Below are 17,340 nucleotides of genomic sequence, written 5' to 3'. Positions count from 1 at the left end.
CTTGCTGAAAATGGCCACTTTGGCAATACTGGTCTGCATGACACGCGTGATCGGAGCAGCCACCCTCGCCCGCGACCTCGGGCACTGGCAGTCCGACGACGCCCGCGGGAGGCACGGCCGCCGCCCCGGCTATCGCGCGCTCGCCGACGGCATCCGGTTGCTCGTCGCCGACGGGCGCATCCCGATCGGGGTGGCACTGCCCAGTGAGCGCGACCTCGCCGTCGTACTCGACGTCAGTCGCACCACCATCACCTCCGCCTACGCGGCGCTGCGCGAGGACGGCTATCTCGTCAGCAGGCAGGGGTCACGCAGCACGGTGACGCTGCCCGCGGCGCCGTCCGCGCCGAGCCGCTCGACGCCCTCCCGCGTGCAGGGCGAGGCAATGGGTGTCCGGTCGTCCGTCGTCGATCTCACCTGTGCGGCGATGTCCGCGCCTGCGGACCGGATCCGCGACGCCTACGCCGACGCACTGCTCGAACTGCCTGCCTACCTGCACACCACGGGTCTCGAATCCGTCGGGCTCCCGGTGCTGCGCGAGGCCGTCGCGCGGCGCTACCGGGACCGCGGCGTTCCGACGACCGCCGACCAGATCATGATCACGACCGGAGCGCAGCAGGCGCTGGTCCTGGTCCTGGCGCTCCTTGCGTCGCCGGGCGACCGCATCCTCATCGACCATCCCACCTACACCAACGCGATCGAGGCGATCAAACGCACTGGCGCACGGCCGGTTCCGGTCCCGCTGCGACTGGAGTCGAAGGGTTGGGACCTGGACGGTATGCGTGCCGCCGCGCGACAGACCGCGGCCAAGATCGCCTATCTGGTGCCGGATTTCCACAATCCCACCGGCTTCTGCCTGGACGACGCGGGTCGGGCCGAACTGGTCCGCCTCGCGGGCGACACCCACATGACGCTCGTGATCGACGAGACGATGACGGACCTCGGGCTCGATGCGCCCACCCCGACGCCGGTCGCCCGGTTCGCGGCCGGCGCCCGAGCCGACGTGATCACCGTCGGCTCGATGTCGAAGGCGTACTGGTCCGGACTGCGGATCGGCTGGATCCGTGCCGACGTGTCCACGATCAACGCGCTGCTCGCGATCCGATCGGCGCTGGATCTCGGATCCGCCGTGGTCGAACAGATCGTTGCGGCAGAGCTGCTCTCGGATCCCGAAGCGGTGCTGCCCGCGCGCCGGGACCGGCTGCGCGCGCAGCGTGCGGCGCTCCTGGACGAGTTGTCCGTCGAGCTGCCCGACTGGCGCTGTGATCCGGGTCCGGGCGGGATGGCGCTGTGGGTGCACCTGCCGGCTCCGCTGTCGACGGCGATCGCCGCGACCGCACCGAGTCACGGTGTGCAGGTGGCGGCGGGTCCGCGTTTCGGTCTCGACGGAGCTTTCGAGCGGTATCTGCGTCTGCCCTATGCGCGCAGTGAGGACGAACTGCGTGCCGCGGTGCGTGGACTCGCGGGCGCCTACCGCGGTCTGGCGGGCGAGGCGCGTGTCGGTGCCGGTGTCCCCGTGATCGTCTGACGTACCGCTGCGGGCGGAAACCGGTGCGGCCCTATTCGAGTCGGCCCGGCACCGGGTAGCTGCGCAGGGACATCCCGATCTGTCCGGACAGGACCAGTCCGTCGATGCTCTCCTGCAGGTGGCGGCAGGTGGGTACCCGGGCGCGTCCGTCCCGGGTGTGCGTCTCGGCGAAACGCGGGCAGGCGCCGTCGACGTCGTCGAGCCACTGGATGCTGGTGTGCGCCTCGCTGTACTTCTCGACGAGGACTCGGTTTCCGCAGGTGTTGCAGCTGACGCTTTCCATGATCAGGACCTCCTGGTTGTGTCCGCGACGGTAGTCACGACGCGGTCGATTCGGACCTTCTGCTCCCGTGGAGCGGGAGGGGTCGTACCGCTGTGCGGGTCGTTCCCGCTGGCTGGCTACCGGATGTCCGCTAGTGCTCCGTCGTTCACTGCGGAGGTGAAGGCGGACGCGGGGAGGCCCGCCAGGGCCGAGCGTGCCCTTCGGCGGGACCGCTGGGCTGTTCGATGCGCCGCCGCGGCACCGGGCGCGCCGCACGCCAGTCGGTCGAAACGGCGTCGTGCGGGCGTGGCCGCCGGCGTCGCGTCTTCCGGCCCCGCGAGGTCCGCCGATGTTGTCGTATCCCGCGGTTAGGTTGGGGTTCGTGCAGCTTCGGTACCAGTACCGCGTCTATCAGACGCCCGGCCAGCAGGATGCGCTGGCTCGGGCGTTCGGGTGTGCGCGGGTGGTGTTCAACGATGCGATCGCCGCACGTGAGCAGGCACGCCGCGACGACTTGCCGTATCCACAGGACGCCGAGTTGTCGAAAGCCCTCACCGCCGCGAAGCGGACACCGGAGCGGGCGTGGTTGTCCGAGGTGTCGTCGGTGGTGTTGCAGCAGGCATTGGCGGACGCGAACACCGCATACCGGAACTTCTTCGCCTCGATCACCGGCAAGCGGAAAGGCCCTAAACTCGGCCCGCCGAGGTTCCGATCCCGCCGGGACAACCGGCAGTCGATCCGATTCACGACGAACGCGCACTTCCGGATCACCGACGGTGGGACGTTGCGGCTGCCGAAGATCGGGGACGTGACGGTTCGCTGGTCCCGGGATCTGCCGTCCGAGCCGTCGAGCGTGACGATCGTCAAGGATGCGAGCGGCCGGTATTTCGCGTCGTTCGTGGTGCAGGTCGCCGACGAGCCACTCCCGCAGATCGAGTCGGAGGTCGGTATCGACCTCGGCTTGGCCACGTTCGCGGTCCTGTCCGACGGGAAGATCGTCGACTCCCCGAAGTTCCTCCGCCGTGCCGAACGCGCACTCCGTAAGGCGCAACGGAACCTGTCCCGCAAAGAGAAGGGGTCGAACAACCGGGCCAAGGCACGTCTGCGCGTCGCCAAGGCACACGCCAAGGTTCGCGATGCCCGGCTCGACTTCGCGCACAAGCAGTCCACGACGATCATCCGCGAGAACCAAGCGGTGTACGTCGAGGATCTGTGCGTGAAGGGTCTGGCACGGACCCGGTTGGCGAAATCCGTCCACGACGCCGGATGGGGCCTTTTCACCCGGCTGCTTGAGGAGAAGGCCACCCGGTATGGGCGAACCTTCGTCAAGGTGGACCGCTGGTTTCCATCCACCCAAATGTGTTCCGCATGCGGGGAATTGGGTGGGAAGAAACCCCTGCGTGTTCGGGAATGGACGTGCACCTGCGGGGCAGTCCACGACCGCGACCTGAATGCTGCACGAAACATCCTCGCCGCCGGACGGGCGGAGAGGCGAAACGCCTGCGGAGAGACGGTAAGTCTTCCCGCTTGAGCGGGGAGCGCGACTCGATGAAACAGGAACCCACCGAGAGCGCCGCCGGCGCTGGTAGGAATTTCTGGCCTTCAGGCCGGAGAGGGCGTCAACTGGGCTGTTAGTCTTCGCTCATGTCCGAGACCGAGCCTGCCGCAGCGGCCGCCGAAGACGGGTACCCGTCGCTCCCCGCGACCAGTTGGGCCGTCCTCGGCATGCTCACCCTCGGTGAGGGACTCACCGGGTACGACCTGAAGAAGTGGGCCGACTGGAGCATCGGATTCTTTTACTGGAGCCCGTCGATCAGCCAGATCTACGCCGAGCTGAAGCGGCTCGAGAAGGCCGGTCTGGTCGAGTCCGAGGTGGTGTCGGAACCCGGTGAGCGGGGACGGCGCGTCTATCGCATCACGAAGCAGGGCACGGGGGCGGTGCGGAACTGGTCCCGGGACGCGCCGGTGGAGCAGCCCGTCCTCAAGCACGGTTTGATGCTGCGGCTGTGGATGGGGCATCTCAACGAGCCCGAACAGCTCAAGGTCCTGGTCCGGTCGCACATCGAGAACATGGAGTCGATGCGCGAACGGGCCAAGCTGCACGGCAACCACGCGACGCGCGAACCGTCCTGGGCGTTCTCGAAGATGAGCCTGATCTGGGCCGAGCGCTACTTCCAGGCCGAGGTCGACCTCGCCCGGCAGATCCTCGACGACATCGACGAGGCCGCCGAGGAGTACTCCCGCGTCCGGGAACGGGACGAGATGGGCAATCCGCTCCCCGAGGTGACCGGGTCCTGGCGGGACGTCGAGGATTTCGTCGAGGGGCTCGAGCACCGCGAGGGCTGAGCGTCCCCGTTCGAGCACCGCGAGGGCTCGGCGTCGCGATGCTCGAACCCGTGAACGGTCAGGCGTACTGCGCACGCAGTCCGGTGGCCGCGGTGGGCAGGCTCTGGAGCCGGTTGCGGTGCGCGATGGGGCCGGTGCCCCCGCCGCGCCCCGCCAGTGAGTGCGCAATTGCGTTCGCGGCCATGCGAACCGGCGACGCGTGGCGGTGGTCGAACTTGAGGTGGCTGGTCGGTCCGCAGATGGACACCGCGGCGTGCACGCCGCCGACCGGGCCGATCGGGACGGCGATGATGCTGATGCCTCCCGAGATCTGGCTGACCTCGTAGGCGACGCCCAGATCGCGGACCTTGCGGAGTTCGGGAGTGAATCCGGTGAGGTCGTCGGTGCGGCCCGGCGTGTAGGCCAGCAGCGCCTTGCCGATCGCCGAGTTGCGGGCCGGGTAGCGGCTGCCGACGCGGGTGGGCAGCTCCGCCGCCAGCCGGCCGCCGATCTTGTCGAGGTAGAGCACGTCGGACCCGTCGAGGACGCCGAGGTGCACGACGTATCCGGTGACGCGGTGGAGCTCCTGGAGGATCGGTGCGGCGGCGGCGTGGAGGCGGTTCTGGTGCAGCGCGAGCGACCCGAGTTCCATCAGCCGGGTGCCGAGCTCGTACGCACGGCCGTCGCGCCGCAGCCACCGCATGGCGACGAAGCGCTCGAGCATCCGGTGCGCCGACGACCGCGGCAGACCGGTCCGCTCGACGACCTGCGAGAGGGTGAGCCGCCCGGGCCCGTCGAAGGTGTCGAGGAGCAGTGACACCCGGTCGAGAACCGCGGTGGGAGTCGAGTCGGTGGTTGCTGGTGCGGTCATGGAAGTCTCCCTCAATCCTGACGCTGTGCGCCGCGAGACCCATCTGGCATGGGTATTTCGATTAGGAATACTCGCACAGAATCGGAGGATTGTGAAGTGGATCACCAAAGATCTTGAAACGCGAGCAGGGGGACGCGACGTCCTGACGGATGTCGCGCCCCCCTTCGGGGTGCGGGTCTGCTCGCGGTCGCTACATCGCCGCGAGGGGTTCGCTGCCGGACCAGTCGTGGCCCCAGTAGCTGTCCGCGGTGATCTCCTCGGCCGAGTAGTGCGCCTCGTCGACCTTCATCCCCTCGGTGCCGAATTCGATGTCCCAGCCGCCGGGTGCGCGGACGTAGAAGGACACCATCTTGTCGTTCGTGTGGCGACCCAGCGTCGACGAGACGGAGAACCCGTCCTTCACGACGCGGTCGAGTGCCTGGCCGACGGCGTCGAGGGTGTCGACCTCGACCATGATGTGCACCAGGCCGGGAGCGCCGCCGTGCGGGGAGGGGCACAGCGCCAGGCTGTGGTGGCGCTGGTTGACGCCGAGGAAGCGCACGCGCATCGGGCCGAACTCCGGCGGAGCCGGGATCCGGAAGGCGCCGCGGGGCAGGAAGCCGAGCACGTCGGTGTAGAAGTCGAAGGTGCCGTTCGGGTCCATCGTCGGCAGCACGACGTGGCCGAGACCCTGTGCGCCGGTGACGAACCTGGCGCCGAACGGCGTGACGACGGGGCTGTGGTCGAGGACGGCGCCGTGGAACACCTCGAGGGTGGTTCCGGCCGGATCCTGGAAGGTCACGACCTCCTCGACACGGCGGGCGTCCGCCTCCTCGAGCGAGAGCGGCTTCACCGCGATGCCTGCGCGTTCGACGGCCTCGGTGACCCGGACCAGCGCGGCGTGGTCGCGAACCTCCCAGCCGACGGTCACGACCTCGTCGGTCTCACCGGGCACGACGACGATGCGGGCTGCGCGCTCGTCCATCCGCAGGTAGAGGGCGTTCTCGTCCGGCCCGGTGCCCTGCGCGAAGCCGAGCACGTCGAAGGCGAACGTGCGCCAGCGCTCGATGTCGTTGGTCTGGATCTTCACGTATCCCAGGCCGCGGATGTCGGTGCCGAATCCGCCGAGATCAGGGTTCGTCATTGTGTTGTCTCCGTTGTCGATTCGAATGGTGTGGATTCGGCGGGTCAGATCATCGCGCGGAGCGGGCCCTGCGGGTCGACGCCCAGTCCGCTCAGCGTCGCTGCGTGGTACACGGTGCCGGGCACGTGGATCGCGTGGTGCAGGCCCGCGTGCGCGTCACGCCAGAAGCGCTGCATCGGCTTGTCCATCCGCAGGGCGTTGCCGCCGCACCGCGCGTAGACCTGATCCATCGCGGTCACGGCCTGCCAGGCCGCGTTCACCTGGGTCTCGCGGCCGGCGGCGCGCTGCTCGAACGTCGGGGTCTTCCCGGCGTCCACCAGATCCCACATGCGATCGACGTTGGCGAGCAACGAATCCCGGGCGGACTGCAACTTCGCGGTGGCGTCGCCGATCGCGAACATCGAGTACGGGTCGTCCTTGACGGCGGTGCCCTGCGGGTTGATGCGCTCACGCTGGTAGTCGTTCGCGTGCTGCAGCAGACCCTCGCAGATGCCGATCGTCGCCGACGTGATGCCCAGCGGGAACATCGTGGACCACGGCATCAGGTACAGCGTCTCGGTGCGGCCGTACTCGCGCACCGCGGTGCCGTCGATGACCGCATCGCCGTCCATGACCCGGTAGGCAGGCACGAACGCGTCCTTGACGACGAGGTCCTTGGATCCGGTGCCGCGCAGGCCCATCACGTCCCACGAGTCCTCGATGATCTCGTAGTCCGTGCGGGGGATGATGACGTGCAGCATGCGGGGCGGCATCTCCATGCTGCCGTCCGGGTTGCACGCCATCGCTCCGAGGAATGCCCAGTCGCAGTGGTCGGTTCCCGACGAGAACGACCACTTGCCGGAGAACGTGTATCCGCCGTCCACCGGTACGCACAGGCCCGCGGGCATGTACGGCGATGCGAGCCAGGTGTCCTGATCCTGACCCCAGACCTCCTGCTGGACCTTGGGATCGGCGAACGCCAGCTGCCACGGGTGGACGCCCACGATGCCGTGCACCCAGCCCGCGGACGGGTTCAGCGACGCCATCCGCATGACGGTTTCCGCGAACTCGCGCGGGTGGACCTCGAGTCCGCCGTGCTCCTTCGGCTGGAGCATCCGGATCGAACCGGCCTCCTTCATGCGCTTGGCGGTCGCGTCGGCGACCTTGCCGATGCGTTCCGCCTCGATGCCCTCGAGGAAGATGTCGTCCGAGGCCGCCTCGATGCGGGCCAGAACTTCGTAACTCATGGTGTGAATCCTTCTGATCAGGTGGTTCGACGGCTGGTGGTCAGGAGTTCGCGGCGGAACCCTCGGCCTGCTTCGCGACGTTCTCGTCGACTTCCTGCTGCCAGCTCGACACGGCCCGGGTGGTGTCGATCTCGAACTCGAACCGCGTGGTCATGTCCTCGGTGATGTCCTCGACGTCCACGTAGAACTGCTTGTACCAGCGGCGCAGCTGGTACACGGGGCCGTCCTCCTCGGACAGCAGGGGGTTGTCGATGGGGGCCTTGTTCTGCCAGATCGCGACGTCCTGCTCGAAGCCCGTCTCCACGCCTTCGGCGAACTGTGCGGCCATCCCCGCCGCCATCTCGTCGGACAGGCCCGGCAGCTTCTTGACGATCGCGCCGTACTGCAGCACGAACTCGTCGTTGCTGACCGGGTAGTGGCAGTTGATGAGCACGGTCTCGATGGTCTGGCCGTTGGCATCCGACTCGAGCCAGTCGATCATGTACGACGGACCGAAGTACGTTGCCTCCGAGCGCAGCTCGGCATTGGGGTCGTCGTAGTTGGTGCCGGAGATGACGTCCTCGCGGCCGGTCGAGTGCATGTACTGCGTCGCGGTGTGACCCTCGAAGACGTTCTTGAAGTAGCGCGGGAACGAGTAGTGGATGTAGAAGAAGTGCGCCATGTCGACGACGTTGTCCACGATCTCCCGGCAGTGCGACCCCTTGATACGCAGCGTCTTCCAGCTCCAGTCGGTCCACTCGTCGCTGCCGTAGCCCTCGATGTCCGGGATGGTCACGTCGGCCGGGGGCTTCTTGCCCTGCGGATCGTTCCAGACGTACAGCTGCCCGTTCTTCTCCAGCGTCGTCCACGAGCGGGTGCGGGCGAGCGGCGGGACGCGGCGGGCGTAGGGGATGTCGGTGCACTTGCCGTTGCCGCCCCAGCGCCAGTCGTGGAACGGGCAGGCGATCGAGTCGCCCTTCACAGTGCCCTGGCTCAGGTCGCCGCCCATGTGCCGGCAGTAGGCGTCGAGGACGTTCAGCTTGCCCTCGCTGTCGGCGAAGACGACGAGCTTGGTGCCGAACGCCTCGATCGGGTGCGGCTTGCCGTCCCGGAAGTCGCGCAGGAGTCCGATGCAGTGCCATCCGCGGGCAAATCGCGCGGGCGCTGCCGCGGCCTCGATCTCGCGGATCTCGGTGTTGTCGGCCGAACCGGCCGGTGGTGTGGTGGCGAGCGACATGTGTTCCTCCGTGCCGTCAAAGGGACGATGTGGGGCCGTCAGGGGGCTGCCCTGTGATGCGGCTCATGGAACTCGGCGTCCCGACCGGTGGGTAAGAGGCTTTCCCGCTGGATGGAACTCCGCTCACGAACGAGGACCCGGGACACCGGTACCTCCCATCACGTGGGAGAACATCTGCTGCCGAGCGCGATTGGGTGGCTAGCGTCGCGGCCCGGGCGAAAGGAACGAAACATGAAGCGAATGGCCGGCAAGGTCGTGCTCGTCACGGGCGCAGGCAGGGGAATGGGGCGCACGCACGCGGTCCGCCTCGCGGAGGAGGGCGCGGACGTCCTCGCGATCGACGTCCCCGGGGAGCGCTCCGAGGCCGACCTGGCGGAGACCGCCCGCCTCGTGACGGCGCTGGGCCGCCGCGCGGTGACGGCAACCGCCGACGTCCGGGACCTCGACGCGCTCACCGCAGCCGTCCGGGCCGGCGTCCGGGAACTGGGGCCGCTCGACACCGTGGTCGCCAACGCCGGAATCTGCGACAACCCCGGGCCGTCGTGGACGATCGACGACGACGTCTGGAACCGGTCGATCGACGTGAATCTCACCGGCACTTGGCACACGGTCAAGGCCGGTGTCGCCGAGATGAGTCCGGCCGGCGGCTCCGTGGTCGTCGTCGGTTCGACGGCCGCGATCAAGGCCGTCCCCGGGGCATCGCACTACTCGGCGGCCAAGCATGCGACCGCCGGTCTCGCCAAGACCCTCGCGAACGAACTGGGCGCGCGGTCGATCCGGGTCAACACGGTCCATCCGGGTGCGGTGGCGACACCCATGACCCTCAACCCGACCACGTTCGCCCGGCTGCGGCCCGACCTGGAGAACCCGACCGAGGCCGACGTCGCGGAGGTGCTCTCGCGGCGGATGCTGCTCCCGGTGCCGTGGGTCGAACCGGTCGACGTGAGCAACGCGGTGCTGTTCCTGGCATCGGACGAATCCCGGTACGTCACCGGCCTGCAGATGGTCGTCGACGCCGGTCAATCCCAGAAGGTGGCGTGATGAACAGACGTCTCGAAGGCAAGGTCGCGCTGGTCACGGGCGCCGCACGCGGCATCGGCCGGGCGCAGGCGGTGCGGTTCGCGCAGGAGGGTGCCGATGTGATCGCCGTGGACGTGTGCGCGCCCGTCGAGCACTCGACCACTCCCGGGGCATCGCCGGCGGACCTGGCGGAGACGGTGAGACTGGTGGAGACGCTCGGCCGGAAGATCTGCGCGTTCGAGGTCGACGTCCGCGACCAGAAGGCACTCACCGACGCGGTCGATTCCGGCGTCGAGGCGCTCGGTCGGCTCGACGTCGTCTGCGCGACCGCCGGGATCAGCTCGTCCGGACCGGCCGTGGACATGCCGGAGGAGCGTTGGCAGACGATGGTCGACGTCAACCTCACCGGCGTGTGGCGGACCTGCAAGGCGGGCATCCCGCACATCGTCGACGGGGGCCGCGGCGGCTCGATCGTGATGGTCAGCTCCATCGCGGGCCTGCGCGGACTGGTGAGCGTCGGACACTACACCGCCGCCAAGCACGGTGTCGTCGGCCTCATGAAGTCGCTCGCGAACGAGCTTGCGCCGCACAGTGTGCGGGTCAACACGATCCATCCGGCGAACACGCGGACGCCCATGATCCAGAACGAATCCACGATGCGGACGTTCTGCCCCGGGGTTGCCGAGCCGACCCAGGAGCAGTTCGAGGCGGGCACCCGGTCGATGCACCTGCTCCCCGTCGCGATGATCGAACCCGAGGACATCGCGAACGCGAGCCTGTTCCTCGCCTCCGACGAGTCCCGCTACATCACCGGTGTCACGTTGCCCGTCGACGCCGGCCACTGTGTGAAATAGGCAGGAGAACAGTGCAACTCGACGAACTCCGAGGGCGCACGGCGGTCGTGACCGGTGCGGGCAGCGGGATCGGCGAGTCCGCCGCACGCCACGCCGCGTCGCTCGGGATGAACGTGGTGCTCGCCGACGTCGCGACCGAGCGCCTCGACGCGGTCGCCGCCGACCTGCGATCCCGCGGGTCGGCGGTGCTCGCAGTACCGACGGACGTCCGAGACGTGGCAGCGGTCGACGCGCTCGCCGACGCCGCCTACGCCGAGTTCGGTGAGGTGGCGGTGCTGCTGAACAACGCCGGCCTCGAGTCGCTCGGCGTCACGTGGGAGGTGCCCGCCGACGAGTGGCGGCGGGTGATCGACGTCAACCTGCTCGGCGTCTTCCACGGTGTCCGGTCGTTCGTGCCGCGGATGGGCGCCGACCCGCGGCGCTCCCACCTCGTCAACACCTGCTCGGTCGGCGGAATCGCGATCACCCCGCGGATGACGGCGTACGCGGCGTCGAAGCACGGCGTCCAGGCCCTGACCGAGAGCCTCTATCTCGAATGCGCCGAGGTGTTCCCGCAGATCACGGTGTCGGTGTTCAGTCCCGGGCAGGTCGCGACGCGTATCTTCGAGGACGCCCCGACCCACGAGGTCACCGCCGCCGACACCGTGTTCTGGCGTGAACAGATCCGGGAGGGCATGACGCCGGACGTGGCCGCGACGCTGCTGTTCGACGGCATCGCGCGGGACGAGTTCTGGATCCTCACGCACCCCGAGTCGTTCGAGCGGCTTGCCGCGAAGCGCGCCCGGGTACTGGGTGAGCAACTCCGCCCCGACGCGTTGTTCGACGGGCGCAACTGAGCGAACGCGGATGGGGCCGGTCCCGAAAGGACCGGCCCCATCCGCATTCTCGTGTCAGTGCGCGTGGATGTCGAAGCCCTTGTAACCGGACTCTGCCACCTCCGCGATGATCTCGCGGTACGTCGAGAAGCCACCGAGGAACGGCATGAACACCCGCGGGCGGCCGGGGATGTTGGCGCCGAGGTACCAGGAGTTCGCGGTGTTCAGCAGCGACGACTCCGCCCGGGTACGGCATTCGTCCACCCACGCGGAGACCGCGTCGGGCGTGGCCTCGATCGCTGCCGCGCCGCGGGCGTCGAGATGTGCGATGGCGTCGGCGACCCAGTCGACGTGGAGTTCGGAGTGCAGCACCATGTTCGCGAGCACGGACGGGCTGCCCGGGCCGGTGAGGTTGAAGAAGTTCGGGAACCCGTCGACACCGAGACCGAGGTAGGTCTCCGGGCCGGCCGCCCACTTCTCGCCCAGAGTGCGCCCCTCGCGGCCGACGATCTCCAGCTTCGACAGCGATCCGGTCATCGCGTCGAACCCGGTGGCCAGGACGATCACGTCGAGGTCGTAATGCGCAGCGGTCGTGGTGATTCCGGACTCGTCCATTCCGACGATCGGCGCGACCTTGAGGTTCACCAGCTCGACATTGTCGCGGTTGTAGGTCTCGTAGTACCCGCTGTCCGTGACGATCCGCTTCGCGCCGATCGCGTGATCGTTGGGGATGAGCAGTTCGGCGGTCGCGGGATCGTCGATGACACTGCGGACCTTCTCCTCCCAGAACTCGCGAGCGGTGTCGTTCGCGGCCGGATCGGTGAGCTGGTCGGGGAAGGTCTTGGAGTAGAGGACGCCGCCGAGCTTCCAGCGTTCCTCGTACGCGGCGCGGCGCTCGTCCTCGGAGGTCTCGAGCGTGGGCTTCGGGTACGCGCGGTGCGGGGAACCGCCGCCGGACTCCCAGGACAGCCGGCGCCGCTCGGCGTAGCCGGCCTTCTGCTCGGCGCGGGTGGCGTCGTCCAGCGGGGCGTTGCCCGCGGGAACGCTGTAGTTCGCGGAACGCTGGAAGACGAACAACTGCTCGGCCTGCTCGGCGATGTGCGGGATCGACTGGATGCCCGACGACCCGGTGCCGATCACGCCGACCCGCTTGCCGGTGAAGTCCACACCCTCGTGTGGCCACCGCGCGGTGTGGACGACGTCGCCGGCGAAGGTGTCGAGACCGTCGAAGGCGGGGGTGTTCGCGTTCGACAGCGGTCCCGCGGCGACCACGACGAAGCGGGCGGAGACGACGTCGCCACGGTCGGTGCGCACCGTCCAGCGCAGGGTGCCCTCGTCGAGTGTGGCGGAGGTGACGCGGGTGTCGAACCGGATGTCGCGGCGCAGGTCGAAGCGGTCGGCGACGTGGTTGACGTAGGCGAGGATCTCCGGCTGCGTGGCGTACTTCTCGCTCCAGTCCCATTCCTGTTCGAGTTCGGGGGAGAAGGAGTACGAGTAGTCGACGGACTCGACGTCGCAGCGGGCGCCGGGGTAGCGGTTCCAGTACCAGACCCCGCCCACGCCGGAGGCGGTCTCGAATGCGCGGACCGTCAGGCCCTGCTCACGGAAACGGTGCACGGCATACACACCGGCGATACCCGCGCCGACCACGACGACGTCGACCTGCCCGGTGACGGCGGACTCCGATTTCAACTCGTTCACTGAACGTCCCTCCACAACAACGAATCTGCGTGAACCAGGCCGGAGCGGCCCGATCTGCGCAGTTCAAGGCGATGGGGTCACGCTAGGTCGGGGTGAGCTGCGCGATCATCGGGTCCTCCCACCCAACGGGCCGTTTCCCTCGGTGCGACGCGGTCGTGGTCGACCCTGGGTGGTCGTGCTGGAACGAGGGGCGTCGAGTCCCCATCGAAGGATTCCCACCAGGAGGGACGAGTCGACGCGGCATCGGTCGGCCCGAACGACGGTGGAGACGAACGAGGGCCCACACCGCTGATCGGTGCAGGCCCCTCGTCCAGGCGAGCGGAGTGTCAGCGCCAGAGGCTGCCGAGGTCCGTGGACTCGGTCGCGGGCGCGGACGGCAGGTCCGGGTTGGTGCGGGAGAACCGCGGCGCGGGGCGGTGCTGGACGACGCCGTCCAGGTCGACGAGCGTGCCGCGGGCCGCGAGGTGCTCGTTTTCCGGGGCCTCGGCGAAGGTCAGCACCGGCGAGACGCACGCGTCGGTGCCGAGGAAGATCGCCGACCACTCGTCGCGGGTCTTCGACAGGAACGTCTCGGTGAACACCTTGCGCAGCTCGGGCCAGGCGCCCTTGTCGTTCTGGCCGGGCAGCGCCGCCGGATCCAGTTCGAGGAGGCGCAGCAGCTCCGCGTAGAACTGCGGCTCGATCGCGCCGACCGCCATGTACTTGCCGTCGGACGTCTCGTAGGTGTCGTAGTAGGGGGCGCCGGTGTCGAGCATGTTGGTGCCGCGCTCGTCCGACCACACTCCGGTGCCGCGGAACGCCCAGATCATGTGCGACAGGGCTGCCGTGCCGTCGACCATCGCCGCGTCGACGACCTGACCCTTGCCGGACGTCTGACGCTCGACGAGGGCGGCGAGGATGCCCATGATCAGGAACATCGAGCCGCCACCGAAGTCGCCGACCATGTTCAGCGGCGGAACGGGGCGCTCGCCTTCACGGCCGATCGCGTGCAGCACGCCGGTCAGGGAGATGTAGTTGATGTCGTGACCCGCGGCCTGGGCCAGCGGACCGTCCTGGCCCCAGCCGGTCATCCGGGCGTACACCAGTCGCGGATTGCGCTCGAGTGCCGCGTCGGGGCCGAGGCCCATCCGCTCGGTGACGCCGGGCCGGAAGCCCTCGATGAGGACGTCGGCGCGCTCGATCAGACCGAGGACCGTGTCGAGGTCGGCCGGATCCTTGAGGTTCGCCTCGGCGATCCGGCGGCCACGCAGGATCTGGTCCCGCGGACGGTCGGGGGAGGGAAGCTGTCCGGCGCGCTGGACGCGGACGACGTCGGCACCGAGGTCCGCGAGCAGTGTCGAGGCGTGCGGTGCGGGGCCCAGACCTGCGAGTTCGATGACTCGGATGCCGGCGAGCGGGCCGCCCTTGCTGGTGTGGTTCTCTGCGGACACGGGTCTCCTCGATTCGTCGTGCGTGCCAGTCGTCAGTCGAGTGCCGCGGCACTTAACACCCGCTAAGTTAGCCGCTTCCTGATCACCCGTGTGCCGCGGGTCACGATTCGGACACCTGTTGCCCACGGCGACCGGTCCGCGCACAGTGGATCCATGAGCTTTCCCGGTGAACTCGTGGCCTTCGTGCCCAGTACCGACCTGGACGTCTCGGCGATGTTCTACGTCGACACCCTCGGGTTGACGCTGCGGGAACGAACACCCTTCGCACTCGTCCTCGACGGTGGTGGGGGCGCGCCGTTGCGCGTCACGCTGGTCCAGTCCGTCTCCGAGGCCGGTTACACGGTCCTCGGTTGGCGTTGCGCCGACCTCGACGCCACCGTGGACGACTTCCGCTCCCGAGGCATCGAGTTCCTCGACTACATGGGCATGGACCAGGACGAGCATCTGGCGTGGACCGCGCCGGACGGCACCCGCATCGCGTGGTTCCGTGATCCGCACGGCAACGTGCTTTCTCTGCATCAGGCGCCCTGAGGGGAGCGACCGTCGCTCCGTGGGGGTTTCGTCGCAGCTGAGCGCACAGGCAATCAGCGTCTGGCACAGTGACGCCCGTGAGCGCGGGTGGAGAGATTCTGGTCGGACTGGCGATCCTGGTCGGATTGGTGGGCATCGTCCTGCCGATCCTGCCGGGATCGCTGCTCGTGCTCGGCGCGATCGCGGTGTGGGCGATCGTCGTCGGCACTTCCACGGGATGGGCCGTGTTCGGTGTGGCGGCAGCGCTTCTCGTGGTTTCGGGGGTGGTGAAGTACACCTGGCCGGGGCAACGGCTCCGCGACGCGGGGGTCCCGAACCGGTCACTGGTGATCGGCGGGCTGCTCGGCATCGTCGGGTTCTTCGTGATTCCGGTGGTCGGCCTGTTCGTCGGGTTCCTGCTCGGCACCTACCTGTCCGAAGCGCAGCGGCACCGCACCCACCGTGACGCGTGGCGAGCCACGGTGCACGCGACCAAGGCGGTCGGGCTGTCGATTCTCGTGGAGTTGCTGGGAGCGTTGCTCGCATCGGGTGTCTGGCTCGCGGCAGTGACCCTCACCTGACCACGAGACAACCCGCCACCGTGAGGTGAACACCGCCGTAGCGGTCGGCGAGTCGGACCCAGTCGGGAACGCACCACCGCCCAAGAGGGCCTGCCGGTAGATCCGCTGCCGAAGTCACAGGACCGACCACAGAGTCGGCAAGGACGCACCAGTCAGCGCTGGCAGACTGGTGCGATGACCGAGCCGCCGCTGCCCGCACCCGACGCGCCGCGCCGCGGGAACCGTTGGTGCTGCGAGATCCGATCGAGCGTCCAGCCCGCCCACCGAGGCTGATGATCGCCACGTTGACGGTGATCCTGTCGACGGGTCTCGTTTTCGCGGTGGTGGATTGGTGGCCGGGTCGGGGACGCGGCGTCGACGCGTTCACCAATTCTGCTGTCGCACTCGCACTCGTGGTCCTTCTCCTGGTCGTCGGTCTGGTGTGGGCGATCAAGACCCTGTACATCGTCGGCCGCGACCGACGGTGGTCGTGGTGGATAGCGCCCGCCCCGATCGCAGTCGCGGTTGCGGCTGCACTGATCCTGTTGATCCCCACCCCGTCGTTCGAGTCCTCGCGCGGCGACTTCGACGCCGCCGCCCGGACCCTTCTCTCGTCCAGCCAGCCGCACGCCTTCGATGTGCAGGTAGGGCACTACGCGATCTCACGGATACAACGCGGCGACAACGGAGCCGTCTACTTCTATGACTCCGAACAGGTCTTCCTGACGGTGTCGGGAGGGTGGGTGTACTCCCCCGCAGGTCCGCCACCGAGAGAGGCCGGAATCGAAACGATCGAGTCGGAGCACATCGACGGGCCGTGGTATGAGTTCACCTCGGTATGGCGGGATTGAACCCGGACGGCGGTGCAGTGCCGAGAGGCGGTGTGTCCACCGGATTCCGGATGAATCATGACGAACTCACCGCACGAGGAACATTCGCCTCTATTGGGCACTCCTCGCCCTCGGAGTGGGCTACTCGCGCTGATCGCAACCTGGATGATGTCGTGGCGTACGTACCAGATCACGAGTTGCGAGACCGATCCCGGGTCCGACCCAGTCGCGTGTCAAGCAGGCACAGGGCCGCCGGCAGCAGCAAGGCCACGATGAGCCCACTTCCGGCGCGATCGAGCAGTGACGCTCCCCGTCGCCTTCCCCCGCAGGAACATCGCCTGGGCCACTGGTCGGTGCACTCGCCGCCTGTTGGCCCCGACGTTCGGAACCATCGGCTGCCGAACGAGAGATACAAAGCCTGCGGGGTGTGATTTCGAGCCGCCGCGAGGTGTGATTGCCGACCGGTAGTCCAATGCGGTCCCGATGCAGCCCTGCGGGAGCCGCCATTGGTGAACACCTCTGCACAAGCCCGCCTGCGCGATACTGGGGTGACCCGAGAAGACTGGAGGCGACACATGGCACGCAGGATCGCGACGGCAGACCGAGTCGACCGCGCCGAACTGCTCGACTTCCTGCGCAGCCGCCGTAACGGCGTCCTGCTGACCACTCGATCCAACGGCTCGCCCCAGCTCAGCCCTGTCACCTACGGCGTCGATGCCGACGGCCACGTCCTCGTCTCGACCTACCCCGACCGCGCCAAGGCGGTGAACCTGCGTCGCCGGACGGCCGCGTCGCTGATCTCGCTCGGAGCGGACTTCGACGACGCGTGGGTGCAGATCGACGGCACCGCCGAGGTCATCGACCTCCCGGACTCCGTGGAACCGCTCGTCGACTACTACCGGTCCGTCGCCGGCGAGCACCCCGACTGGGACGAGTACCGCGAGGCGATGGTCAAGCAGGGCAAGTCGCTGATCCGCGTCGCGATCACCCACTGGGGTCCCGTCGCGACAGGTGGATTTCCGCCGAGCGCAGCCGGGGGGTGACCAGGGCTGGTGGCCACCCGTGCCGTCCT

General features: G+C 68.4%; 17 protein-coding genes. 10 read left to right on the top strand and 7 right to left on the bottom strand.

Going from position 1 to position 17,340, the window contains the following annotated elements:
- The first annotated feature begins 37 nt into the window (after nt 1-37).
- The gene (gene yczR, locus ACFSJG_RS24035; protein WP_378487735.1) at nt 38-1,525 is read left to right on the top strand and encodes a MocR-like transcription factor YczR; all 1,488 of its coding nucleotides are present in this window, start codon (nt 38-40) and stop codon (nt 1,523-1,525) included.
- Between the two features lie 31 nt (nt 1,526-1,556).
- Here the strand turns inward: yczR and ACFSJG_RS24030 are convergent, their stop codons facing one another.
- The gene (locus ACFSJG_RS24030; protein WP_378487734.1) at nt 1,557-1,808 is read right to left on the bottom strand and encodes a hypothetical protein; all 252 of its coding nucleotides are present in this window, start codon (nt 1,806-1,808) and stop codon (nt 1,557-1,559) included.
- 361 nt (nt 1,809-2,169) lie between these two features.
- Between ACFSJG_RS24030 and ACFSJG_RS24025 the strand changes: the two genes are divergently transcribed.
- Nucleotides 2,170-3,318 (top strand): RNA-guided endonuclease InsQ/TnpB family protein, encoded by a 1,149-nt coding sequence (locus ACFSJG_RS24025; protein ID WP_378487733.1) that lies wholly within the window; start codon nt 2,170-2,172, stop codon nt 3,316-3,318.
- 113 nt (nt 3,319-3,431) lie between these two features.
- Entirely contained in the window at nt 3,432-4,133 is a 702-nt protein-coding gene (locus ACFSJG_RS24020; protein ID WP_378487732.1) for a PadR family transcriptional regulator, read from the top strand.
- A gap of 58 nt (nt 4,134-4,191) precedes the next feature.
- Here the strand turns inward: ACFSJG_RS24020 and ACFSJG_RS24015 are convergent, their stop codons facing one another.
- The 4 genes from ACFSJG_RS24015 to ACFSJG_RS24000 form a co-directional block, all read right to left on the bottom strand.
- Nucleotides 4,192-4,983, bottom strand: coding sequence for an IclR family transcriptional regulator (locus tag ACFSJG_RS24015; protein WP_378487731.1), 792 nt, complete (start codon nt 4,981-4,983; stop codon nt 4,192-4,194).
- 190 nt (nt 4,984-5,173) lie between these two features.
- On the bottom strand, nt 5,174-6,106 hold the full coding sequence (gene bphC, locus ACFSJG_RS24010) for a biphenyl-2,3-diol 1,2-dioxygenase (RefSeq protein ID WP_378487730.1): 933 nt from the start codon (nt 6,104-6,106) through the stop codon (nt 5,174-5,176).
- A gap of 44 nt (nt 6,107-6,150) precedes the next feature.
- The gene (locus ACFSJG_RS24005) at nt 6,151-7,332 is read right to left on the bottom strand and encodes an acyl-CoA dehydrogenase family protein (RefSeq protein WP_378487729.1); all 1,182 of its coding nucleotides are present in this window, start codon (nt 7,330-7,332) and stop codon (nt 6,151-6,153) included.
- A 40-nt stretch (nt 7,333-7,372) separates the two neighbouring features.
- Entirely contained in the window at nt 7,373-8,548 is a 1,176-nt protein-coding gene (locus ACFSJG_RS24000; protein ID WP_378487728.1) for a Rieske 2Fe-2S domain-containing protein, read from the bottom strand.
- Nucleotides 8,549-8,779: 231 nt separating this feature from the next.
- Here ACFSJG_RS24000 and ACFSJG_RS23995 point away from each other — a divergent pair, with 231 nt between their 5' ends.
- From ACFSJG_RS23995 to ACFSJG_RS23985, 3 genes are read left to right on the top strand one after another with little or no spacing between them, the layout of a single operon-like run.
- Nucleotides 8,780-9,589, top strand: a complete 810-nt coding sequence (locus ACFSJG_RS23995) for a mycofactocin-coupled SDR family oxidoreductase (protein ID WP_378487727.1) — start codon at nt 8,780-8,782, stop codon at nt 9,587-9,589.
- Nucleotides 9,589-10,422 (top strand): mycofactocin-coupled SDR family oxidoreductase, encoded by an 834-nt coding sequence (locus ACFSJG_RS23990; protein ID WP_378487726.1) that lies wholly within the window; start codon nt 9,589-9,591, stop codon nt 10,420-10,422. Before ACFSJG_RS23995 ends, ACFSJG_RS23990 begins: the two co-directional genes overlap by 1 nt.
- An 11-nt stretch (nt 10,423-10,433) precedes the next feature.
- Entirely contained in the window at nt 10,434-11,258 is an 825-nt protein-coding gene (locus ACFSJG_RS23985) for an SDR family NAD(P)-dependent oxidoreductase (protein ID WP_378487725.1), read from the top strand.
- 54 nt (nt 11,259-11,312) lie between these two features.
- On the opposite strand, the gene ACFSJG_RS23980 is transcribed toward ACFSJG_RS23985, so the two are convergent.
- Entirely contained in the window at nt 11,313-12,938 is a 1,626-nt protein-coding gene (locus ACFSJG_RS23980) for a flavin-containing monooxygenase (RefSeq protein ID WP_378487724.1), read from the bottom strand.
- A gap of 326 nt (nt 12,939-13,264) precedes the next feature.
- Nucleotides 13,265-14,368 carry a CaiB/BaiF CoA transferase family protein gene (locus ACFSJG_RS23975; protein WP_378487723.1) on the bottom strand — a complete coding sequence of 368 codons (1,104 nt, stop codon included), beginning with the start codon at nt 14,366-14,368 and terminating at the stop codon, nt 13,265-13,267.
- A 153-nt stretch (nt 14,369-14,521) separates the two neighbouring features.
- Here ACFSJG_RS23975 and ACFSJG_RS23970 point away from each other — a divergent pair, with 153 nt between their 5' ends.
- The 4 genes from ACFSJG_RS23970 to ACFSJG_RS23955 all read left to right on the top strand — a co-directional run bounded on the left by ACFSJG_RS23970 (nt 14,522) and on the right by ACFSJG_RS23955 (nt 17,311).
- Nucleotides 14,522-14,899 carry a VOC family protein gene (locus tag ACFSJG_RS23970; RefSeq protein WP_378487722.1) on the top strand — a complete coding sequence of 126 codons (378 nt, stop codon included), beginning with the start codon at nt 14,522-14,524 and terminating at the stop codon, nt 14,897-14,899.
- A 77-nt stretch (nt 14,900-14,976) separates the two neighbouring features.
- A complete protein-coding gene (locus ACFSJG_RS23965; protein ID WP_378487721.1) occupies nt 14,977-15,459 on the top strand; it encodes a DUF456 domain-containing protein in 483 nt (160 codons plus the stop codon).
- A 272-nt stretch (nt 15,460-15,731) separates the two neighbouring features.
- A complete protein-coding gene (locus ACFSJG_RS23960) occupies nt 15,732-16,289 on the top strand; it encodes a DUF1109 domain-containing protein (RefSeq protein ID WP_378487720.1) in 558 nt (185 codons plus the stop codon).
- Nucleotides 16,290-16,843: 554 nt separating this feature from the next.
- Nucleotides 16,844-17,311 (top strand): PPOX class F420-dependent oxidoreductase, encoded by a 468-nt coding sequence (locus ACFSJG_RS23955; RefSeq protein WP_378487719.1) that lies wholly within the window; start codon nt 16,844-16,846, stop codon nt 17,309-17,311.
- Nucleotides 17,312-17,340 lie beyond the last annotated feature (29 nt).

The sequence above is a fragment of the Rhodococcus gannanensis genome (assembly GCF_042681175.1).
Taxonomy (GTDB): domain Bacteria; phylum Actinomycetota; class Actinomycetes; order Mycobacteriales; family Mycobacteriaceae; genus Rhodococcus_G; species Rhodococcus_G gannanensis.
Note: the sequence above shows the minus strand (reverse complement) of the source record. Positions and strands in the feature narration are given on the sequence as shown.